This window comes from Priestia sp. J2, from assembly GCF_020790095.1.
GTDB classification, from domain to species: Bacteria; Bacillota; Bacilli; order Bacillales; family Bacillaceae_H; genus Priestia; species Priestia zanthoxyli.
Map to the genome: position 1 here is coordinate 1778433 of NZ_CP086208.1, position 21786 is coordinate 1800218.

Annotated in this window: 17 protein-coding genes; 15 read left to right on the forward strand and 2 right to left on the reverse strand. The window is 38.7% G+C overall.

Features of this window, described 5'->3' with window-relative positions; translation table 11 throughout:
- The first annotated feature begins 115 nt into the window (after nt 1-115).
- Nucleotides 116-610, forward strand: a complete 495-nt coding sequence (locus tag LJY09_RS09020) for a universal stress protein (RefSeq protein ID WP_186819732.1) — start codon at nt 116-118, stop codon at nt 608-610.
- Between the two features lie 346 nt (nt 611-956).
- Entirely contained in the window at nt 957-1841 is an 885-nt protein-coding gene (locus LJY09_RS09025) for an SDR family oxidoreductase (protein WP_016763765.1), read from the forward strand.
- A 44-nt stretch (nt 1842-1885) separates the two neighbouring features.
- On the opposite strand, the gene LJY09_RS09030 is transcribed toward LJY09_RS09025, so the two are convergent.
- Nucleotides 1886-2788 carry a COX15/CtaA family protein gene (locus LJY09_RS09030; protein ID WP_014460550.1) on the reverse strand — a complete coding sequence of 301 codons (903 nt, stop codon included), beginning with the start codon at nt 2786-2788 and terminating at the stop codon, nt 1886-1888.
- 390 nt (nt 2789-3178) lie between these two features.
- Between LJY09_RS09030 and LJY09_RS09035 the strand changes: the two genes are divergently transcribed.
- The 3 genes from LJY09_RS09035 (at nt 3179) to LJY09_RS09045 (ending at nt 6610) form a co-directional block, all read left to right on the forward strand.
- A complete protein-coding gene (locus tag LJY09_RS09035; protein ID WP_228307680.1) occupies nt 3179-4615 on the forward strand; it encodes an NAD(P)-binding domain-containing protein in 1437 nt (478 codons plus the stop codon).
- 36 nt (nt 4616-4651) lie between these two features.
- On the forward strand, nt 4652-4978 hold the full coding sequence (locus LJY09_RS09040; RefSeq protein ID WP_098999850.1) for a Na-translocating system protein MpsC family protein: 327 nt from the start codon (nt 4652-4654) through the stop codon (nt 4976-4978).
- Nucleotides 4979-5233: 255 nt separating this feature from the next.
- A complete protein-coding gene (locus LJY09_RS09045) occupies nt 5234-6610 on the forward strand; it encodes an NCS2 family permease (RefSeq protein WP_228307681.1) in 1377 nt (458 codons plus the stop codon).
- A 79-nt stretch (nt 6611-6689) separates the two neighbouring features.
- Here LJY09_RS09045 and LJY09_RS09050 read toward each other — a convergent pair whose 3' ends face one another.
- Nucleotides 6690-8024: an ArsB/NhaD family transporter gene (locus LJY09_RS09050; RefSeq protein WP_154991770.1), complete on the reverse strand. Its 1335-nt coding sequence runs from the start codon at nt 8022-8024 to the stop codon at nt 6690-6692.
- Nucleotides 8025-8497: 473 nt separating this feature from the next.
- Here LJY09_RS09050 and LJY09_RS09055 point away from each other — a divergent pair, with 473 nt between their 5' ends.
- From LJY09_RS09055 to LJY09_RS09100, 10 genes are all read left to right on the forward strand, one after another.
- Nucleotides 8498-9490 (forward strand): thiamine pyrophosphate-dependent dehydrogenase E1 component subunit alpha, encoded by a 993-nt coding sequence (locus LJY09_RS09055; RefSeq protein ID WP_033578716.1) that lies wholly within the window; start codon nt 8498-8500, stop codon nt 9488-9490.
- An 18-nt stretch (nt 9491-9508) separates the two neighbouring features.
- Entirely contained in the window at nt 9509-10543 is a 1035-nt protein-coding gene (locus tag LJY09_RS09060; protein ID WP_028413711.1) for an alpha-ketoacid dehydrogenase subunit beta, read from the forward strand.
- Between the two features lie 25 nt (nt 10544-10568).
- On the forward strand, nt 10569-11795 hold the full coding sequence (locus LJY09_RS09065) for a dihydrolipoamide acetyltransferase family protein (RefSeq protein WP_028413710.1): 1227 nt from the start codon (nt 10569-10571) through the stop codon (nt 11793-11795).
- Nucleotides 11796-11811: 16 nt separating this feature from the next.
- Complete coding sequence (gene lpdA, locus LJY09_RS09070) at nt 11812-13191, forward strand: dihydrolipoyl dehydrogenase (protein ID WP_028413709.1); 1380 nt, start codon at nt 11812-11814, stop codon at nt 13189-13191.
- Between the two features lie 264 nt (nt 13192-13455).
- Nucleotides 13456-15333 (forward strand): sigma-54-dependent Fis family transcriptional regulator, encoded by a 1878-nt coding sequence (locus tag LJY09_RS09075; protein ID WP_028413708.1) that lies wholly within the window; start codon nt 13456-13458, stop codon nt 15331-15333.
- A 400-nt stretch (nt 15334-15733) separates the two neighbouring features.
- Nucleotides 15734-16948, forward strand: coding sequence for a cystathionine gamma-synthase family protein (locus tag LJY09_RS09080; protein ID WP_028413707.1), 1215 nt, complete (start codon nt 15734-15736; stop codon nt 16946-16948).
- Nucleotides 16949-17180: 232 nt separating this feature from the next.
- Nucleotides 17181-17753 (forward strand): HTH-type transcriptional regulator Hpr, encoded by a 573-nt coding sequence (locus LJY09_RS09085; protein WP_028413706.1) that lies wholly within the window; start codon nt 17181-17183, stop codon nt 17751-17753.
- A gap of 194 nt (nt 17754-17947) precedes the next feature.
- The gene (locus LJY09_RS09090; RefSeq protein WP_028413705.1) at nt 17948-19045 is read left to right on the forward strand and encodes a GerAB/ArcD/ProY family transporter; all 1098 of its coding nucleotides are present in this window, start codon (nt 17948-17950) and stop codon (nt 19043-19045) included.
- The gene (locus tag LJY09_RS09095; RefSeq protein ID WP_028413704.1) at nt 19032-20555 is read left to right on the forward strand and encodes a spore germination protein; all 1524 of its coding nucleotides are present in this window, start codon (nt 19032-19034) and stop codon (nt 20553-20555) included. Before LJY09_RS09090 ends, LJY09_RS09095 begins: the two co-directional genes overlap by 14 nt.
- Nucleotides 20555-21715 carry a Ger(x)C family spore germination protein gene (locus LJY09_RS09100; RefSeq protein ID WP_228307682.1) on the forward strand — a complete coding sequence of 387 codons (1161 nt, stop codon included), beginning with the start codon at nt 20555-20557 and terminating at the stop codon, nt 21713-21715. Before LJY09_RS09095 ends, LJY09_RS09100 begins: the two co-directional genes overlap by 1 nt.
- Nucleotides 21716-21786: the final 71 nt, after the last annotated feature.

The following is a 21786-nucleotide window of genomic DNA, read 5'->3' on the forward strand; positions in this document are numbered from 1 at the left end:
TTTATTAATTTCTATAACTTGTGATAAAAATCACATACTTTCGCTTGCGCAAGAAGTACAATAAAAGTGTAGCAAAGAAAGTTCTTTATAAACGAATGTTAAAGGAGAGATTATGATGAATATGGCTTATCGTAACATCCTCGTAGCAGTAGACGGTTCTGTAGAAGCGGAGTGGGCATTCAAAAAAGCAGTTAACAGTGCGACCAAAAATAACGCTCATTTGATAATTTGTCACGTTATCGATATACAGGCGTTAAGTCCATCACCTTATGCATTTTATACGGATACACGCTTTCAAGATGCAGAGAAATTTGCTGAAGAACTTTTAACCAACTATAGTAACCTAGCCATTAAGGCTGGAGTAACGAAAGTCGAGACCTTAATTGAACACGGTTCTCCTAAAACAAAAATATCTAAAAAAATTGCTCCCGATAAGCACGTTGATTTAATTGTATGCGGTGCAACCGGGTTAAACGCGGTAGAGCGTATCTTAATCGGAAGTGTATCTCAGCATATTTTACGCTATGCCAAATGTGATGTGTTAATCGTTCGCACGCCTAAAGAAGCTGAAGAGGAATCAAAGCCTTTACAAGTAGAACTAACAGAGTAACAGGTACAGACGAGAAATAAAACTTGTTGTGCACAGCAAAATACAAAGCTCTCACCATTTATTTAAAGAGGGGGGGAAAACGTATTTTAGTTAAAAGAAGATCCGAACAAGGAGTCAAGGTTCTCAAGAGAGAACGTGACTCGTTCGGATTTTTTTATTGTGATGGTGAATATAGTTGTCATGTATCCAGCTGTTTCTAGCTGTTGATTGAAGGGGAATGGCAGAAAGAAAGGTGAGGATAGTAGAGCACATCAAACATGTTTATGAAAGAAGAAGAGGGGAAGAACAAGCATATAGAAAACTTTTCCTTAGTTGGTTAAGGTTGATTTATAAAGGAGTGACGAATATGTCAAAGTTAAATAATCCATTAACTCAATATTTCCATGAAGACTATCCAAAACAGTATCAAGAACCTCCTGGTGTACAAAAAGAAATGAACGTCATCCCAGACTGCGGGGAGAACAGTTACATAGGTGCAGGTAAATTAAAAGGCAGAAAAGCTCTTGTGACAGGTGGAGATTCAGGTATTGGCCGAGCAGCAGCTATCGCTTACGCAAGAGAAGGAGCGGACGTTGCGCTTAATTACTTGCCACAAGAGCAAGCTGATGCAGAAGAAGTAAAAAAGCTTATTGAGGCAGAAGGCAGAAAAGCAGTACTTATACCTGGTGATGTAGGCGAAGAATCTTTTTGCAAGGAGCTAGTAGAAAAAGCTTATAAAGAATTAGATGGATTAGACGTTTTAGCGCTCGTAGCGGGTAAACAGCAGGCAGTAGAAGATCTTGCTGATTTAGAAACGGATCAGCTGCGCAAAACCTTTGAAGTAAATGTATTCTCTTTATATTGGACCGTAAAAGCAGCGCTGCCTTATTTACCAGCAGGTGCTTCTATTATTACCACAAGTTCTGTACAAGGCTATAGCCCAAGTCCTAATTTATTAGATTATGCAGCTACAAAGTTTGCCATTAACGGATTCACTCGCGGACTAGCCAAGCAATTAGCTCCAAAAGGTATTCGCGTTAACTCCGTTGCTCCAGGACCTATCTGGACGCCGCTTCAAATTTCTGGAGGGCAGCCAAGCGACGCTATTCCAGGCTTTGGACAAGATACACCTTTGCAGCGTGCTGGTCAGCCGGTAGAGTTAGCAAATGTATACGTATTTTTAGCTTCAACGGATGCAAGCTACGTAACAGCTCAAGTTTACGGAATTACAGGCGGAATAGAACTAGCTTAAACCAAAAAACACGTGCAGTTCATAACTGCACGTGTTTTTTGGTTTTATCGTCTTTTACCTTTTAAAGTTTGTACACAAATGTAGCTAAGCGTAGCGAATAAAGCTGTAATAAACGCCGAGTGAGACAGTGTAGCAAAGACATTTAAACGAGACATGACAACAAAGATACCGCTAAATATTTGAGCAAAGGTTAAAGCAACTGCAATGATGGACGCATAGTAAATATCACGGCGAGTTTCTTTATACTGTTTGATAGCAGATACCATAATCCAAATGATAAGAACAAACAGCACAAGAGCAGCAAATCGGTGGGCAAAGTGAATGCCTGTTGTTCCTGATAGCTTTGGAATAAGAGTGTTGCCATAACAAGCCGGAAAGCTTGTACACGCTAAGCTTGCACCTTTGTGACGCACATATGCACCTAAATAAATATCGCAGTAGGTAAATATAAGCGTAAACCATGCGAGCCATCTAAATTTGCCTGTAACGGCTCCTTTAATAAAATGATCCGAACGGTCCTTTTGAATAACAAATATTGAAAGTAAAAATACACCGGTAAACGCAATAAGCGAAAGACCGAAATGCAGGGCTAGCGCCTCAGCTGACTGAGGCCAGATAACGGCAGAAGCCCCGAGCAACGACTCGATAACGATAAATGCAATACTCATGATCGCTAAAATTTTCACTTCACGGTTTCTGCGATAACGAATCCAAGCCCAAATAGAAAATGCTAAAACAAGAAGACCTGCAAATGCGGTAATCAAACGATGCGTATATTCAATCATTGTTGCTACTGCGTATTCGGGTATTAACTGCCCGTTACATAGTGGCCACTCGTTTCCGCACCCTAATCCAGATCCTGTGGTTGTGACCAGACTGCCGGCAATCATTAAAATAAACATAACAATCGTTGTAAATATAGCTGTTATTTTAAATAAATTTCTCATACGTTGACTCCCTTTGTTGAGTTACTAATTATGACTATAGATTTGATGAATACGATAGTCAAGTAGTAGAGCGTAATTAACAAATAACTGTCACAAACTCGCACATGTTTTCCTTAAATTTGATGTCAGAAAAGCTTTCTTCACTAAGCTTTGTAATGGTTTTTTCCTTTTAAACAATGTAAATATGCTTTCATACATAAGATATAAAAAATTATATTAGTGATTTTATACAATTTGCAAAAAAAACTTTAGAGAGAATGGAGATACAATCATATTCCAAAAGTGATAATATAAATATAAATCAAATGATGTTATAAAACCTATCATTTTATGTTAGGTAAAAAATAAACTTTTTATCATAGAGAAGCTTTATTGAAAGGAGAGATAACGATGAGCTTAGAAGCTTTAAATAAAAGAGTAGAAACCGATCTTTCTTACCTTTCTTTCAGGAAACCAACAGAAGTACAGCCAATTATCCCTAAAAGTGGACACGTATACGATGTAATCATTATTGGAGGAGGTCAAAGCGGTTTAGGAACGGCTTTTGGCTTGCTGCGAGAACGCGTGTCAAATATTCTTGTTATTGATGAAAACCGTTCGGGTTTAGAAGGTCCGTGGGAAACGTATGCACGAATGATTACGCTGAGAACGCCCAAAAACTTAACATCTATCGATTTAGGTATGCCTTCGCTTACGTTTCAAGCGTGGTGGGAAGCACAATTTGGCTCAGAGGGCTGGGAAGCTCTTGACAAAATTCCAAGAGGAGACTGGATGAATTATTTACGCTGGTACCGGAGCATTCTTAACCTTCCTGTGGCAAATGAAATAAAATTAACGTTAATTGAGCCGGGAGAAACAGGTATTCATCGCTTGCATATTGAAGGGAATGGAGCTTCGTGTCCTACACTGATGGCACGTAAAGTTATACTAGCTACAGGAATTCAAGGAGGAGGAGAGTGGCACGTCCCGCCTATGATTTCTGAAAAGTTGCCGCCTCACCTTTATTCTCACACTTCCCAAACCATTGATTTTACTACGTTGAAGAACAAAAAAGTAGCTGTTTTAGGAGGAGGAGCTTCCGCGTTTGATAACGCCAACTATGCGCTTTCTGAAGGGGTTGCTGAAGCTCATGTATTTGTTCGCCGAAAAGAACTTCCGCGTATTAACCCAATCAGACAAATGGAAGCTTCAGGAATGATTGAACGTTTCCACGCTTTGTCAGATGCTGAAAAATATGAAGTGATGGCTCATTTTTTCGAATACAACCAGCCACCTACGAATGATACATTTGGACGCGCTTCCTCATGGCCGGGTTTTCATTTACACGTACATGCACCGTGGCTGGATGTCGAAGAAAAACAGAACAAAGCAGTTGTAACAACTCCTCAGGGAATCTTTACATTTGACTATTTAATTATTAGCACAGGGCTTCTAACAGATCCGGCTCTTCGTCCAGAATTACGCCTTGTTGAAAAACACATCGCCCGCTGGAGCGATCATTACAAAGCACCACATGAAATCGCCAATCCAGTATTGGATGCCCACCCTTATCTTAGTAATGGCTTTGCTTTTTCAAATCGCGATGGTGAAGGTCAAAAAATGGTATATGGCCTTTTTGCTTTTAATTATTCCGCTTTAATTAGCTGTGGAATTTCTGCTTCCGCTCTTTCAGGTCTAAAATATGCGATACCGAAGCTCGTATCAGAAGTCGCTAATCAGCTTTTTATTGATAACCGCCATGAGAATTTAACCAATTTCTTTGACTATAATGAGCCTGAATTTATCGGCAGCTGGTCAAAGGACGATAATCAAGTAAAAACAATATAGCAAAACACATTTTTAACAACGAAAAAGGTGAAGCATATGGAGCCGATCTCTAAAAAGAAGATAGCTACTTTGTATACTCAAATTAGCCAAGAGATTTTTAATGTAGGCGTGAATACTCAAAAAATAGATATTATTGATAATAAAATTCTTATTCTAGCTCAATCAAAAAGAATGCCGGCACTAGAAGCCCTCAGTGAAGAATACAGAGAATTAGTGATGTCTCTTGATGCCGCTTTGTCGACTAAATATAAAAAAATGCTAAAGCAAAAAGTGGAGCTTTTATTTGATATCCAGGTCACTTCTTTATTTAGAGATTATGATCCTGCTACTGAGAATTCTTGTACGGTTATTTGCTTTAAATAACTTCTCTATATAAATGGCAAAACGTTCGATGAAATCGTTTGTTTTGCAAAAAACGTAAAAGACGGATGCTTATCTTCTGTTTACAGAAGCAAAGAGCCGTGAAGATAGAAGGGTTTCCTTCTGTTTTCACGGCTCTTTTTATACATATTTTCATAAAAAAGGAGTGGGGAAATGACTGAATATACACTTGTTGATAAAGCGGCTGTAAAAACTAGTTAAAAAAATCCAATCGATCATTAAAGGAGTGAAAAGCAAGTGGCGATGAATGAAAAAATGGAAACTCAGCATATGGAACTAACAAAAAAATCAGCACCTAATCCTTCATGGGTAGATAAGCTGTTTCATTTAACAGAACGTAAAACAGATGTAAAAACAGAAATTCTTGCGGGAATTACGACTTTTGTGACGATGAGCTATATTATCTTTGTTAATCCGACGATTTTAGCAGATGCAGGCATTCCAAAAGAAGCGGCAATTGCGGCAACAATTTTTGCCACTGTTTTTGCAACTCTTTTGTTTGCATTGTGGGCGAACATGCCTATTGCAGTTGCACCGGGAATGGGGCTAAACGCTTTTTTTACGTATACAGTGGTATTGGGTGAAGGGTTAACGTGGCAAACAGGTTTAGGAGCCGTATTTATTTCAGGGATTGTATTTTTTATTTTAACCATAACAGGCTTACGCAAGAAGATTATTGAAGGGATACCCGCTATTTTAAAAAGTGCTATTTCCGTTGGAATCGGTCTATTTATTGCTTTTATCGGTTTTAAGCAAGCTGGAATTATTGTAAGCAACAAAGAAAATTTAGTAGCGCTTGGACAACTGACAAAACCGGGCCCATTACTTGCTTTATTAGGTTTTATCGCGGTAACTGTATTAACTGCTCGAAAAATTAAAGGAGCTGCTTTGATTAGTATTTTACTAGTATCAATTGCAGGGATGGTGCTGGGCATAGTAGAAGCACCTAAAAGCATCAGCAGCGTTGTTTCGTTTTCAATGCCAAGCATGTCAGAAACTTTTTTACAAATGGATATTAAATCTGCTCTCCATTACGGTCTTTTCTCTATTATTTTTTCATTTACGCTTGTGGAGCTATTTGATAATTTAGGATCGATGATTGGATTATCTAAAAAAGCTGGACTAATGGATGAAAAAGGAGAAATTAAAGGGTTAGATAAAGCGCTTATGGCAGATTCTCTTGCGACTGTAGCCAGTGCTGCTATGGGATCTACCGCAATGAACGCGTATGTAGAAAACGCGGCGGGAATTGCAGAAGGAGGCAAAACGGGTCTTAAAGCACTGGTTGTTGCCACGCTGTTTTTAGTCAGTATTTTGTTCACTCCATTGATCAGCATTATTCCTGCTTTTGCTACAGCGCCTATTTTAATTATGGTTGGAGCTCTCATGTTAACAGAAATTAAAAACATTCCTCTCGACGAAATAACAGATGCTGTACCTGCTTTTTGCACCATTATTTTGATGCCGTTAACGTTTAGTATCGGCGAAGGCTTAGCGCTAGGGTTTTTATCTTATACGTTCGTTAAATTGTTAGCCGGCAAGGCGAAAGAAATCCACTGGATTATGTACATCATTAGCGCCGCTTTTATTATCAACTTCATCTGGGCTGCCTGAGCGCATATATCTAGAGCAAAAAAGACTTCTCAGCTGAGAAGTCTTTTTTACTGTTCGTGTAGATTTTAATTTCTCTCCCTTACAGAAATAAAAGATAGCGAAGGAAGATATATAACGTTGAAATCAAAAGAGATACGAGTGTGATTGGAGCTCCAATTTTTAAGAAATCCATAAATGAAAATTTATGTCCTTTTTTTACAGCCATGCCAGCTACAATGACGTTGGCAGATGCTCCAATTAACGTACCGTTTCCTCCCAAACATGCTCCTAGAGCCAATGACCACCATAGTACATTGATTTGAGCAGAATCAGGGCTCATTCCCATTCCATGAGCCATATCTTGAATAAGTGGAATCATTGTAGCAACAAAAGGAATGTTATCAATAACAGCTGAGGCAATGCCACTAATCCACAAAATGAGATAAGCTGACAGTGCGATATTGCCGTCTGTAACGTTCAACGCGCCAGCAGCCAGCTTTTTAATAATGCCTACATCGATTAAGCCTCCGACAAGAACAAACAAACCTGCAAAGAAAATAATGGTTGTCCATTCAACAGAATCAAATGCGCTTTCTACTTCATCATGAGTTCTTAATCCAATTACCAGTAGTACAGCAGCACCTGTAATGGCTACCATAGCCGCATCAATGTGCAAAACAGAATGCAGGGTAAAACCTAGAATCGTTAATACTAATACAGTTAACGATTTTTTCATTAAAACAGAATCTTGAATATAATCTTTTTCATTTAAACTCATTAGCTCTTGCTTTTTACTATCTTCTACTTTTAACTTTTTACGATAGATAAGAACAAGAATCCCCAGTGTAACAACACCGATAATCAGTACTGCAGGAGTTAAATTTAATAAAAAAGCATTAAAATCAAGGTGAGGATTCGCTGCCCCAATCATGATATTAGGCGGGTCGCCTATTAAAGTTGCCGTTCCTCCAATATTTGAAAACAGCACTTCTGATATAAGAAACGGAAAAGGATTAATGTTTAAGATAGTAGTAATCGAAAATGTAACGGGAACAATTAACAACACCGTTGTTACATTGTCTAAAAAAGCTGATCCGACGCCTGTTAAAATCGATAAAATAACTAGAATTCGAACCGGATCACCTTTAGCAATTTTAGCAGACTTGATGGCTGCGTATTGAAACACGCCTGTTTTATTTGTGATGCCTACTAAAATCATCATACCCATAAGAAGGACAATTGTTTCCCACTGAATGTGTTCGGTAATAGCATTATTAAAATCGACAATACCTAACAAAATCATTAATATAGCACCTAAAAGAGCTGCTGAAGCGCGATTGATCTTTTCAGTCATAATCAGAAAATATGTAATGATAAATATAATAATGGCTGCGTATACATGAAAACTTGTAATGTGTTGAATTGCATTGTGCATAACTGTAACCTGGCGATATGTCATCTAGACGTCGCGAAGTGTAGATGACGCAAACTTTGGATGTTTTCCAGGTTTTCACCTCATCTTTCATCGTTTAATTTACATCCAACTTTACGGTAAAACTTCTATAAAATCCGCTTTCCTTTAACCAACCTCCTTTAAAAGCTTTGGTGTTCTTCAAAATGCAGACGATTCCTTCAGCATTATATCATATTTACATAAAAGCTTTCTTGCTAATTATTCATGTGATTTTCAACCCACACGCTTATTATGCACCTTAAATTCAGTTTACATAATTGATTCCTCTAATATCGGACAAAGTTAGACAAAGTTGGAACAGTGTCCAATTTTGTCTAACTTTGTGAGAACAAATAAAACAATGGATTGCTAAGATAAAGCGGTTTTCATGTTGGCACGGTACTTGCAAGAGGAATTAAGTGAAGTTTGATAATCAAATGAGGAGGCTTACCATAATGAAAACTGCTCAAAATAAAACAGAAAAGCTTACGAAAGAAAAAGCCAGCTGGATGTATCAGAAAATGGTAGAAATTCGAAAGTTTGAAGATGAAGTACATCAAATTTTTGCAAAAGGTGTACTACCTGGTTTTGTTCATCTGTATGCAGGTGAAGAAGCGATAGCGGTTGGAATGTGCGCTCACCTTAATGACAGTGACAGTATTACGAGCACTCATCGTGGACACGGTCATTGTATTGCTAAAGGCGGCGATTTAGATGGAATGATGGCTGAACTATTTGGGAAGGTAACCGGGTTAGGCAAAGGAAAAGGTGGATCTATGCATATCGCGGATTTAGATAAAGGAATTTTAGGAGCAAATGGAATTGTAGGAGGAGGATTTCCGCTTGCATGCGGTTCTGCTTTAACTGCTAAGTATAAAAAGACAAAAGATGTAAGCGTTTGCTTTTTTGGAGACGGGGCGGGCAATGAAGGAACGTTTCATGAAGGAATTAACTTAGCAGCCATTTGGAAACTGCCGGTTGTTTTTGTTGCTGAGAATAATGGCTACGGAGAAGCAACTCCCTTTTCTTATGCTTCAAGCTGCAGCACGATTGCAGACCGTGCCGCATCTTACAATATTCCAGGCGTACGAGTGGATGGAAAAGACGTGATGGCAGTTTATGAAGCAGCTGCTGAAGCGATTCAACGAGCTCGCAGAGGGGAAGGCCCAACGTTAATTGAATGTGTAACGTATCGAAATTACGGGCATTTCGAAGGCGACGCACAAACGTATAAATCAGGCAGTGAAAAGAAAGAACACCTTCAGGAAAAAGATGCGATTGCTCTTTTTGAAAACTATTTGCTTTCAGAACAAGTAGTAACAGAAAAAGAGCTTAGAGATATTGAAAGTGACGTAGAAAAAGCAGTAAAACGCGCAGTTGAGCTAGCAGAAACAAGCGATTATCCTGATGCTTCCGAACTATTAACAGATGTTTATGTATCTTACTAATTAAAGGGGGAAAAGAAAATGACTAGAAAATTAAGTATGTCTGAAGCTATCAATGAAGCAATGAAACTAGCGATGCGAAAAGATGAGAATGTAATTCTGCTGGGAGAAGATGTAGCTGGCGGAGCGGAAATTGACCACCTGCAAGATGATGAGGCTTGGGGCGGTGTCCTTGGAGTGACAAAGGGACTTGTACAAGAATTTGGACGTGAACGAATTCTTGATACGCCTATTTCAGAAGCAGCTTATATAGGAGCTGCAATGGGAGCGGCAGCTACGGGGTTAAGACCGGTTGCAGAATTAATGTTTAATGACTTTATTGGCTGCTGCTTAGATCAAGTGCTGAATCAAGGCGCAAAATTTAGATACATGTTCGGAGGAAAAGCAGAAGTGCCCGTCACGATTCGAACGACTCATGGAGCTGGATTCAGAGCTGCGGCTCAGCATTCTCAGAGCTTGTATGCTTTGTTCACTAGCATTCCTGGCATTAAAGTAGTGGTGCCTTCTACCCCTTACGATGCAAAAGGTTTATTATTAGCAGCAATTGAAGACAATGATCCGGTTATCTTTTTTGAAGACAAAACATTGTACAACATGAAAGGTGAGGTTCCTGAAGGCTATTATACGATTCCATTAGGAAAAGCAGACGTGAAACGCGAAGGAACAGATTTAACTATTGTAGCGATTGGCAAACAAGTAAATACTGCACTTACAGCCGCAGATCAATTATCTCACAAAGGAATTGACGTAGAAGTAGTCGATCCGCGAAGTCTATCACCTTTTGACGAAGAGACGATTCTTTCTTCTGTAGAAAAAACGAATCGATTAATTGTTATTGACGAAGCTAACCCAAGATGCAGCATCGCAACAGATATTGCTGCGCTAGTTGCTGATAAAGGATTTGATATGCTTGATGCACCTATTAAACGAATTACAGCACCACATACACCTGTACCATTTTCACCTCCATTAGAAGATATTTATCTGCCAACACCGCAAAAAGTAATTGAAGTTGTATCGGAGTTGCTAGGAGATAAATCGCTTCTAAGCGTGTAAGTAAAGAGAAAGGAGGAGGAAGCAAATGGCTGCAGAGGTTGTAATGCCAAAACTAGGTATGGCAATGAAAGAAGGAACCGTTTCGACATGGAATAAAAAAGTGGGAGACTCCGTTTCAAAAGGAGATATGATTGCAAGCATTAATTCTGAAAAAATAGAAATGGAAATTGAAGCGCCGCAGGACGGTGTGATTCTTGATATCCTTGTGCAAGAAGATGTAGGTGTGCCTCCTGGAACGATTATCTGTTATGTTGGAAATCCAAACGAGCAGCTTACTGAGCAAAGCAGTTCAGCAAATGAGCTTCAGGCTCCTAAAAACGAGGTAGCCGCCACTATCTCTTTAGAAGAGCCACCAGCAAACGTAGCTTCATCAAAGAAGAGCAAAGAAACTGTGCGCATTTCACCAATTGCACGGAAAATAGCAGAATCTGAAAACCTTGACATTGAAATGATTAAAGGCACGGGACCAAAAGGAAGAATCACAAAAGCGGATGTAGAGAAAGTGCTGACAGAAAAAGCTTCAGAAACAAGTCATCCACCAGTTGAAATAGATAAAGCTACAAAAAAAGAAACGCTTCCAGTAGCGGGGATGAGGAAAGTCATTGCAGGCCGAATGCATAATAGCTTACTAAACAGTGCTCAATTAACGATTAATATGAAAGCTGACGTGACGGATTTGCTGTCTCTTCAACGAGAAATTAAAGAAGTGATTCAACAACGCCATAAGGTGAAAATCTCTCTAACTGATTTTATTGCTCGCGCTGTTGTTCTTTCACTTCAAGAACACAAGCAAATGAACAGTGCGTATATCGATAACGAAATTCATCTCTATCATCATGTTCATCTTGGAATGGCCGTGGCTTTAGAGAATGGGCTAGTTGTTCCTGTTGTGCAACATGCTGAAAAAATGCCGTTAGTTGAATTAGCTGCAGAGATTAAAACACGAGCAGCGGATGCTCGGCAAGGTCAGTTGAGTACTGATAGCATGCAAGGTTCCACATTCACTATTACTAATCTCGGTGCCTACGGAGTAGAGTATTTTACACCTGTATTGAACCCGCCTGAAACAGGAATCCTTGGTGTGGGAGCTACTGAAGATGTACCTATGTATATAGGAGACGATTTACAAAGAAGAAACGTGCTGCCTTTAAGCCTGACGTTTGATCATCGCGTACTGGACGGAGCACCTGCAGCTAATTTCCTTGGAACTATTAAACAATACTTAGAGCAACCTATTTTACTACTCTTATAGAAAGGTGGTGCATTCCATGAAACCTTTAGTTGTCATTGGCGGCGGTCCTGCAGGATATGTGGCGGCAATCACTGCCGCCCGGCAAGGAAAACAAGTTACGTTAATCGAACAAAAAGATTTAGGTGGAACATGTTTAAATGAGGGCTGTATGCCGACAAAGTCATTATTAGCAAGCGCGGAAGCCTATGAGAAAATAAAGCAAGCTGAGCAATTCGGCATCACTCTTCCTTTAGAACAAGTGAAAATTAACTGGGATGGCGTTCAGCATCATAAAACAGCCATTGTTAAAAACTTGGTCAGGGGAATTGGCTATTTAATGAAAAAGAACAGTATTAAAGTCATGAAAGGAGAAGCTTCTTTTTTGACAAATCATCGCCTAGCCGTGCGAAATGAAAATCAAGTAGAAGAAATAGAGGCTGAACAGTTTATTATTGCTGTAGGTTCAGAACCTGCTAGCCTGCCGTTTGCACCTTTTGATGGAAAGTGGATCATTCACAGTGGACAAGCGATGTCGCTGCCTGCTATTCCTTCATCTCTTTTAATAGTAGGAGGAGGGGTAATTGGGTGTGAATTTGCAAGCATTTACAGTCAAATGGGAACAAAAGTAACGATTGTGGAAGCGGCAGATCAGCTGCTTCCTGGCGAAGACGCCGATATCGCCTTTACGTTACAGGAAGAGTTAGAGAAAAAAGGCGTAACGATTTATACATCTGCTTCGCTAACAGAAATGCAGCCAGAAGATAAAACGGCTCTATTTAAACATAAAGAAGAGCTGCATGAACTGCAGGCTGACTATGCATTAATTTCAATTGGGAGAAAGCCTAGAGTGCTAGGTTTAGGTTTAGAAAAGCTTGGCATACATTTTTCAAAACAAGGAATTGATGTTAATGAGCATATGCAAACGAATATATCTAATATCTATGCTTGTGGAGATGTAGTCGGCGGAATTCAGCTTGCTCATGTAGCCTTTCATGAAGGCACAGTTGCTGCTTTGCACGCATGCGGAAAAGATAAGAGCGTGAATTACCGAGCTGTACCACGCTGCATCTATACTCATCCTGAAATTGCAAGTGTCGGTTTGACAGAAAAACAGGCCCGAGAAAAATACGGTGATGTTCGTGTCGGAGAATTTTCGTTTACGGCAAACGGCAAAGCGATGATTGCAAATGATTCTGTTGGAAAAGTGAAAGTAATCGTAGAACCGCAGTTTAATGAAATTATTGGACTTTCCATTGTAGGTGCACATGCTACAGAATTAATTGGACAAGGAACCATCATGCTGCACGGGGAGTTGACCACGGATGTAATGGAAGACTTTATCGCTGCTCATCCTACATTATCCGAAGCGATTCATGAAGCTCTTTTGCAGTCAGCGGGTCAGGCCGTTCACTCATGATTATACAAGTGCTCAAGTTATTAAGCTCTTTAAGAATGAAAAGTAAAAATGAATGATTCAAAAAGGTAAACTAGAGGATGAAGGAATCATGAAAGAGGGAGAGGGATTTTCCTGCATCCTCGTCTAGTTTTTCTATTAATTTTTACATAACGTGAGTTTAAGAATCTATCTTTGATAATGATAACGTTTTCTTTGTGATTTATAATAATAGTAACAAGCCTTGATTTACTATATTCAATTAAGTTTATAGGGGAGAGGTAAGAAATGGAATCCACACTTTCTTTAAACACATGGAAACGTTTTGTAAACGAAGGAGCACTTGAATCTTCAAGGTTAAACGACATCATTGTAAAATCGTGGCACCGCTGTAAAAGCGCAGATGTTAACCCTTACCTAAATAAAGGCAGATCGATTTTAAGAAACGAAGATTTTCATTCTCGAAAACAAATGAACTCTTTATTTCTTGAAACGGCGTTGCCGCACTTAGAAAGAATCAGACAATCAGCGGCAGATTTAGGAATGGTTGCTCTATTAATTGACCCAGAAGGCTATATTTTATCTATTACAGGAAATAGACTTACACTGAATGAAGCAAGAAAAATTAATTTTGTGGAAGGTGCCTGTTGGACAGAAAAAGAAGTAGGAACAAATGCAATCGGGACGGCTCTGCAAACGGAAGAACCCATTATGATAACAGGTACAGAACATTATTCGATTGCTTCGCATCAATGGAGCTGTTCGGCAGCGCCTGTACGAAATGACGACGGAAATTTAATTGGGGTTATTAATATTTCTTGTCCCGTAAACAGAGCTCATCCTTATATGCTTGGAATGGTTACGTCCATCGCTTATACAATCGAACGGGAATTAAGCATTCGAATGCACAAAGACGAAATTGAGTTGGTTCATGCTTCTATGAATTTCATTGATAGCAAGCAGCTCTTGCTGCTTTGCAATTACAAAGAAGTGATTGTAGGAGCAAGTAAAACCGTTCGGGAATGTATACCTAAATGGTCAGGACAACAGTTGAATACGATTGTACAACAGGGATTTCGTATAGTGATGGAAGTGCCTGTCATTTCAAAAAGACACGGTCATTCTATTGGAAAGATTGTTTACTTGTCAGAAGAAACGACTCATAACCAAACAACTAAACAGATCTCTGCTCAATCATTTTGTTTTAAAGGAGAAGCAGGCATAAGCCGATCCTTTCAGCGAACATTAGAAGAAATAAAGCAGGCGGCTCCTACGGATACAACGGTCTATATTTTAGGGGAAACAGGTACTGGAAAAGAAGTAGTGGCGAGAACGATTCATGAAAACAGTTCGCGTAAAAACGGGCCTTTTATTGCTCTTAATTGTGGTGCCATTCCGAAGGAACTTATGGAAAGTGAATTATTCGGCTATGCGGAAGGAGCCTTTACAGGAGCACGGCGTCAAGGATATCAAGGGAAGTTTGAACAGGCTAATCATGGTACGATTTTTCTTGATGAAATAGGTGAGCTTCCTCATTCTATGCAAGTTTCTTTGTTAAGAGTATTGCAAGAGCGCAAGGTCACGCCTGTGGGAAACAATCAGGAAATTCCGGTAGACATCCGGATTATTACCGCTACTCATCGAGATCTTCGCCAACTTGTCAATGAAGGGAAGTTTCGAGAAGATTTATACTACCGGCTTCACGTGTACCCCGTGCATGTTCCGCCTTTACGGGAAAGAAAAGAAGATATTCCGCATCTTATGCGGTACTTTTGTCAAACGAATGATTGGAATATGAATTTCCCCAAGGAACTAGTAGATAAATTGATAGATTACCAGTGGCCCGGAAACGTTCGAGAATTATTTAATGTACTTGAACGCTTGAAAATTTCACTAAACGCGGACACAGAAAAAGAGACAATATTGAGTTATTTGAGTTCTTTACATCTTGGTGGTCAGAGGACCATCTCTCACTCTGATACTTCACAAGAAATAGAAAAAAACGATTTTACGTCCCTATCCGCACTCACATTTCGTGAAAAAGTTCAAAAAGACTTGATCATGGATGCTTTACGTAAAACGCAGGGTAATGTGTCACTTGCCGCTAAACTGTTAGATATACCAAGAAGTACATTTTATAACAGACTAAAAAAATTCAATTTATAAGCTGAGAGTTTTTAGCTGTTTTAAATTTAGACGAAGTAAAAAATGAACCATTGATCAAGATTTTTGATTAGTGGTTCGTTTTTTTTGTTATGATAAGCGTAGTTTCGATTCGTTTTAAGTTCTTCTAGTAGTTGATTGGAGTGTAAGACGAAGACTCCTTCGCGCTTAGTGCCCGCGGTCTTGCACGGAATCAACTTGCCGTGTCACGAGCGTTCAGCTCATGTATCCTATTTGTTCGTCGTTAGATTGAATTGCTTTCGTTATATCTCGATCTTTTTTAAATTTAATGAGGAATGTACGTATATTTTATTATCAGATTATTCTGTACTATATACAGTATATTGTATACAATATATAATTTAATCAATATCTAATTAACAAAACCAGAGGTGATGAGTGAATGACAGACAAACAGTTTAAAAATGTACAAGACGGAACAAAAGCGGTATGGGCAGGAGAAAAAGAATCGCTTGCTTACAATGCCACCCAAGTTCCTGTCGTCTTCAGCGTAGCTTACAATTATGATGATGTAGACGAATGGCAAGAAGTTGCGTTAGGAAACAAACCAGGCTATACGTATAATCGCATGAGTAATCCTACGGTTAAAGCTTTTGAAGAAAAAGTAAGGATACTCGAAGAAGCAGAAGAAGCGGTCGCATTTTCTTCCGGCATGGCGGCTATTAGCAGCACATTATACACGTTTTTAAAACCCGGAGACCGAGTCGTATCGGTAAAAGATACATATGGGGGAACAAACAAAATCTTCACTGAGTTTCTTCCTAACATTGGAGTGGATGTAACCTTATGTAATACGGGGAATCATGAAGAAATTGAAGCGGAAGTAAATAAAGGATGTAAAGTGCTGTATTTAGAATCTCCTACAAATCCTACGATGAAAATTATTGATATTGAAAGAATAGCGAAAGCAGGAAAATCGGTAGGGGCAGTGGTCATTATTGATAATACGTTTGCGACACCAATTAACCAAAACCCTCTTCAATTAGGAGTAGATCTTGTCATTCACAGTGCCACAAAATTTTTAAGCGGACACGCCGATGCTTTAGGAGGAGTAGTATGCGGCTCTAAAGAATTAATACAGCATGTGTATCACTACCGTGAAATCAATGGCGCGACCATGGACCCCATGTCAGCGTATCTTATTTTAAGAGGAATGAAGACGTTAAAATTACGTATACGTCAACAAGAACGAAGCGCTTTGGAAATTGCTAAATTTCTTCAAAAGAAAGAAGCGGTTGAAGCCGTCTATTATCCTGGATTGGAAACACACCCTCATCATCATATTGCCAAAAAACAAATGAAAGGCTTTGGTGGAATATTAAGCTTTGTGTTAAAAGGAGAAATGGAAGCTATTAAAATTTTGCTGCCAAAGTTAACGTATGCAAATAAAGCCGGTAATTTAGGAGCAGTTGAAACGATTTACGGTCCGGCAAGAACGACTAGTCACGTAGAATGTACGCTTGAAGAACGTAAAGCTCTTGGAATATCCGAAGGACTGGTTCGCATATCTGTAGGAATTGAAGATACGGAAGATTTAATTGCAGACTTAGAACAAGCATTTGCTCACTTAGAATCTGCATCACCTATTAGTAATTAAAAAGACATGTATTACTTTTTTAAATAAAAATAAGGTAAGCAACTCTTTTTAGTTGGTAGACGTTTCTTCAAAATTGCAGAGATATTGTGGAATAAAGCTGAGAAATTAAACTGCACGTGTATTTTTTCGTCTGATTTTGTAGGTATACTGATAAATTAGATGAAATAAAAATGTTTTTACACGCTTTAAAAATAAACTAACTTACAATAGCCTACAAATAAGGAATGATAGTATGTCGAAACAAGAAAATGAATACACAATAAAAGATGCATCATTGTTTGGATTTAAATTAATGCAGGTAAGTAAAGCCATCTGGCGAGCTGCAGAAGATGATTGGGAGCAATGGGTGAAGCCTTATGGTCTGAATGTAAATGAGCATCATATTTTATGTTTGGCTAGCAGCACGGGAGAAATCTCGATGTCAGAGTTAGCTAACTTAGGAGCTATGCATATCTCTACAGCATTTAATTTTTCGAAAAAATTAGAAAATCAAGGGTATCTGTATCTATCCAAAAGAGAAAATGATAAAAGAAACACCTATATCAAACTGACTGAAAATGGAGAACAATTATTGCTTGACACGCTCAAAGGGTATGAACCACATAACAGTAAGGTGTGCAAAGGTGCACTTCCTTTAAAAACGTTATACGGAAAATTTCCCGATTTTCCAGAGCTCGTAACCGTTGTTCGTCACGTTTGCGGCGGCGACCTAGTGACCGTTGCTGATCAACCTTTTGTGAATATAGAAGAAGCGGGAATAGAAGAAAATGAAGATAAGAAAGAAGTCCAGCTAACTAGTAATTGAACGCGCTGAATAATGGGCAGAGAATAGGGCCTCGTGAAAATAAGTGAATAACAGACCGAGCTGTTTTATCCGTGAGAAACTTCACGTATAAAACAGCTCTTTTTTATTTTGTGAATAATGATTCTCCATTATATTATGAGAAATTTAGGATAAGCTACCAGTAGTAAATTTACCGGAGAGAAGGAGTGGTTACCATGAATAAGTCAGACTCAATTTCTGTTTTTCAGCTGATCCTTCTTTCGATGACGTTTATTGGCTTAAAAACTCATGTGATGCTTATATCTCCATTAATTAAAACGGCAGGGCGCGATGCTTGGATCACTGTTCTTCTTACTTGTCTTTTAACACTCATATGGGTTCCTTTACTCGTATATGTAAATAAAAAAACAAACGGCGAACATCTTTTTCAATGGATGAAAAAACATATGAATAAGTCATTTACCAATGTTGTTATTTTTCTTATAATCGCTTATTTGACCATTATGGAAATTGCCACCTTACGAGAGACGATTACGTGGATCAATATTATTTTTCTTCAGCGAACACCTTTAATTATACTCATTTTATTATTTGGTTTTACCTGTTGCTTACTTGCCGCTACGAGCATGAGAACGATTAGTATTGTAAACGTGTTTCTTTTATTTTTTATTGTACTATTAGGTTTTTTTGTTTCTTTTACAAACTTTCAATTTAAAGATTATTCTTTATTGCAGCCTGTTTTAGAAAATGGCTATTTTCCGGTTATTAAAAGTATTGTATTTCAAGGATCAGGGATGGTAGAGCTGCTGCTGCTGCTTTTCTTGCAGCACAAAGTACCGCAGCCTATACGCTATAAGCATTTAGCGGTGGCAGGAATTCTCTTAACAGGCCTTACAATTGGGCCTCTCATTGGGGCAATTACTGAATTTGGTCCTGTAGAAGCCTCTAAGCAACGTTTCCCTCCCTATGAAGAATGGGGAATTGCATCGCTTGGAAAGTTTATAGAGCATATCGACTTTTTATCTATTTATCAGTGGCTGTCGGGTACCTTCATCCGCATTTCGACCTTTCTTTTTATTATGAAAGAATTAGTTCCATTTCAAAAAGGCCACAAAAGGTTTCTTTTACTCATTTTAGTGGTTATCACTGTATGCACGCTGGCTCCTATAACAGACTTTACTTTTTCAAATCTTTTATTTTTTACAATCATACCGGCTACTTTCTGGCTGTTCGTTGCTTTTTCTCTTTTCTTAGTAGTCATAGTCTTTCTAATTTCTCATAAAACAAGGAGGGGTAAAAGTGGAATTTTTTAAGAAGCAAAAAGACTACAGCTCTAAAAAACAAGAGAGCGAAAGTCTTTTAAAAGAAAGTTCTTCTCGTTCTCAGATCATCAATGAGCGTACGTTAAGAGATTTATTTGGAAAATGCGGCGATATTAACTTCGAGACCGTTTATTTTTATAACAAACGAGTGCTTATGATTTATTGTACCGGTTTAGTGAGTACGGAAATGCTATATGGAATGATCCCTAAAAGATTAGAGGAATGCTGCGCTAAGCTAGAGGGGGAAGTAGAAGGAGACCAGATCATAAAATTATTAAACCTTCCCTCAGTTTCTATCGTTCAAAATGAAGAACAGGCAGTTTCAGAAATTTTTTCCGGCAAATTATTCATTGATTTTGGATTACCACACGCTGTTGTGTCTATCGATATTTCTGACCGTCCTCAAAGAAGTCCAGAAGAAACGAAAAATGAAGTAACCATATTGGGTCCTAGAGATAATTTTATTGAAGACTTACCTGTGAATATTGCTTTAATTCGCAAGCGTCTTAAATCGGTTTCCTTGTTAACAAAATCTTTAGAGATTGGAAAACGAACAAAAACAAAAGTAAGCATTTTATACATGGAAGACGTAGCGGACAAGAAGATACTTGACGAGATTATGGAGAAGTTAGGGAATATCGATATCGACGGTATTTTCAGCGGAACACAGCTAGAAGAGCTCATTAATAAAAATCCGTATAGTTTTTTTCCTCGCCACGCTTATACAGGGAGACCTGATTTTGCAGTTCAATCTCTCTTAAATGGCCGGTTCATTATATTAATTGATGGAACTTCATATGCGTATGTTACACCCATTAACCTTTTTTACTTATTAAAAGGATCTGAGGATAAAGAAAATACATATTTATACAGCTCTTTTGAGCGTATTCTTCGAATCTTCGGGCTTTCTATCGCTGCTTTTTTGCCGGGTTTTTGGGTTGCAATGACGGCTTTTCATCAAAATCAGCTTCCGCTCAGCTTATTAGCTACGATTGTTGAAGCAAGAAGAGGTGTCCCGTTTCCTACCTCTCTTGAGGCAATATTAATGCTTCTTTTATTTGAATTGTTTCGAGAGGCAGGGTTTAGACTCCCGACTTCTGTCGGGCAGACCCTCAGTGTAATCGGAGGGCTTATTATCGGTGATGCAGCCATTAGAGCCGGTTTAACAAGTCCCGCCATGCTTGTTGTTATTGCAGGCTCTACGATTGCTACGTTTACGCTAGCAAATCAGTCCCTGATAGGAACCATTTCACTGATCCGCTTTTTTAGTATTATCTGTGTCAGCATTTTAGGTTTTTTTGGCTTTTTTATTTCCATCTTTTTAGTCATGATTTATATTACAAACATTCGGACGTTTGGTGTGCCATATTTCGAATTAGCAACCCGACTAGACGCGAAAAACATTTTAAAATCTCTCTTCCGCCTGCCCGAAAGTAAAAAAGCTACAAGAGCTAGTATGCTTAACCCAAGCGATTCCACCCGCGAAGAAGGAGGAAGTTAGTGAAAAGAACCATAAGGAACTTACTTATACTTGTTATGAGCTCTTTTTTATTGTTTCTTTCGGGGTGCTGGGATACGAATGAACCGGAACAAATGGTATACGCACAGGGAATGGGGGTAGATTTTAAAGATAATCGTTACGTTCTCTATCTGCAGACAATCAATTTAAGTTTACTGGCAAAATCCGAGGCAAGCGGTGCTGGCGCTGGTCAAGTCAAAGTAGAAGTTGGCTATGCAACAGGAAAAACCATTGATGAAGCTATTTTTAGGTATTATCAAATTTCCCAGCGCAGAATCTTTTTTGGGCACTTAGCTTTCCTTGTTTTAACGGACGATGCGTTAAAGCATGGCGCTGTCAAATCTGCGGTGGATTTTTTAGATCGTTATCGGGAAACGAGATACAACATCTGGATGTATGCTACAAAAAGCCCTTTGAAAAAAACGTTGTTAGCTACCCCTATGTTCGAAGTATCTAACGCTCTTTCACGCTTGAGCGATCCTAAAGTGATTTTTAAGCAAAACTCATTTATTCCACCAGTTGATTTAAGAGAGCTCATTATCCATCTTAACGAACCAAGTCATGAAGTAAACATTCCTTTAGTTGAGACTAAAGAACATTTAACAACGGATCAAAAAAGAGAAACAGCTATTCAAGTAAACGGAGCAGTGGCTATTACATCATCTGAATTAAAAGGAGTTTTTTCTGAGAATAAAATCAAAGGGCTCAGATGGATAAGCGATGAATTTGTACGAGCTGGTTTACGGGTAAGGCTGCCTGATCATTCCGATATTGATCTTGTGGTAGACAAGAAAAAAGTAAAAATTGAACCTGTTATAAAAGGTAGTGATCTAACATTTAATATAAAAGTTCGGGCAAAAGCAACGATTTTAGTTATGCCGCAGGACGAAAAACTATCAACTATAAAAAAAGAAGCTGAACAGAAAATTAAGAAACAAATTATTGAAACGTACGCGCAAGGCTTAAGTATAAACAGCGATGTTTACAGGCTTTCTCATGTTCTTTACAAAAAAGAACTGCGCAAATGGAAAGCTGTTCAAAGCAACGGGGCCATTCCTTTAACACAAGACTCAATAAATGTGAAGGTCAACGTACAGGTTAAGCACGGAAACAAACAGCGAATAGGTGCGACTTTAGATTAAAACACTGAAAACCTGCATATCTCACCTGATAATGTTAACTCGTTAAACAAAGGACAAAAGTGGAGGAATAG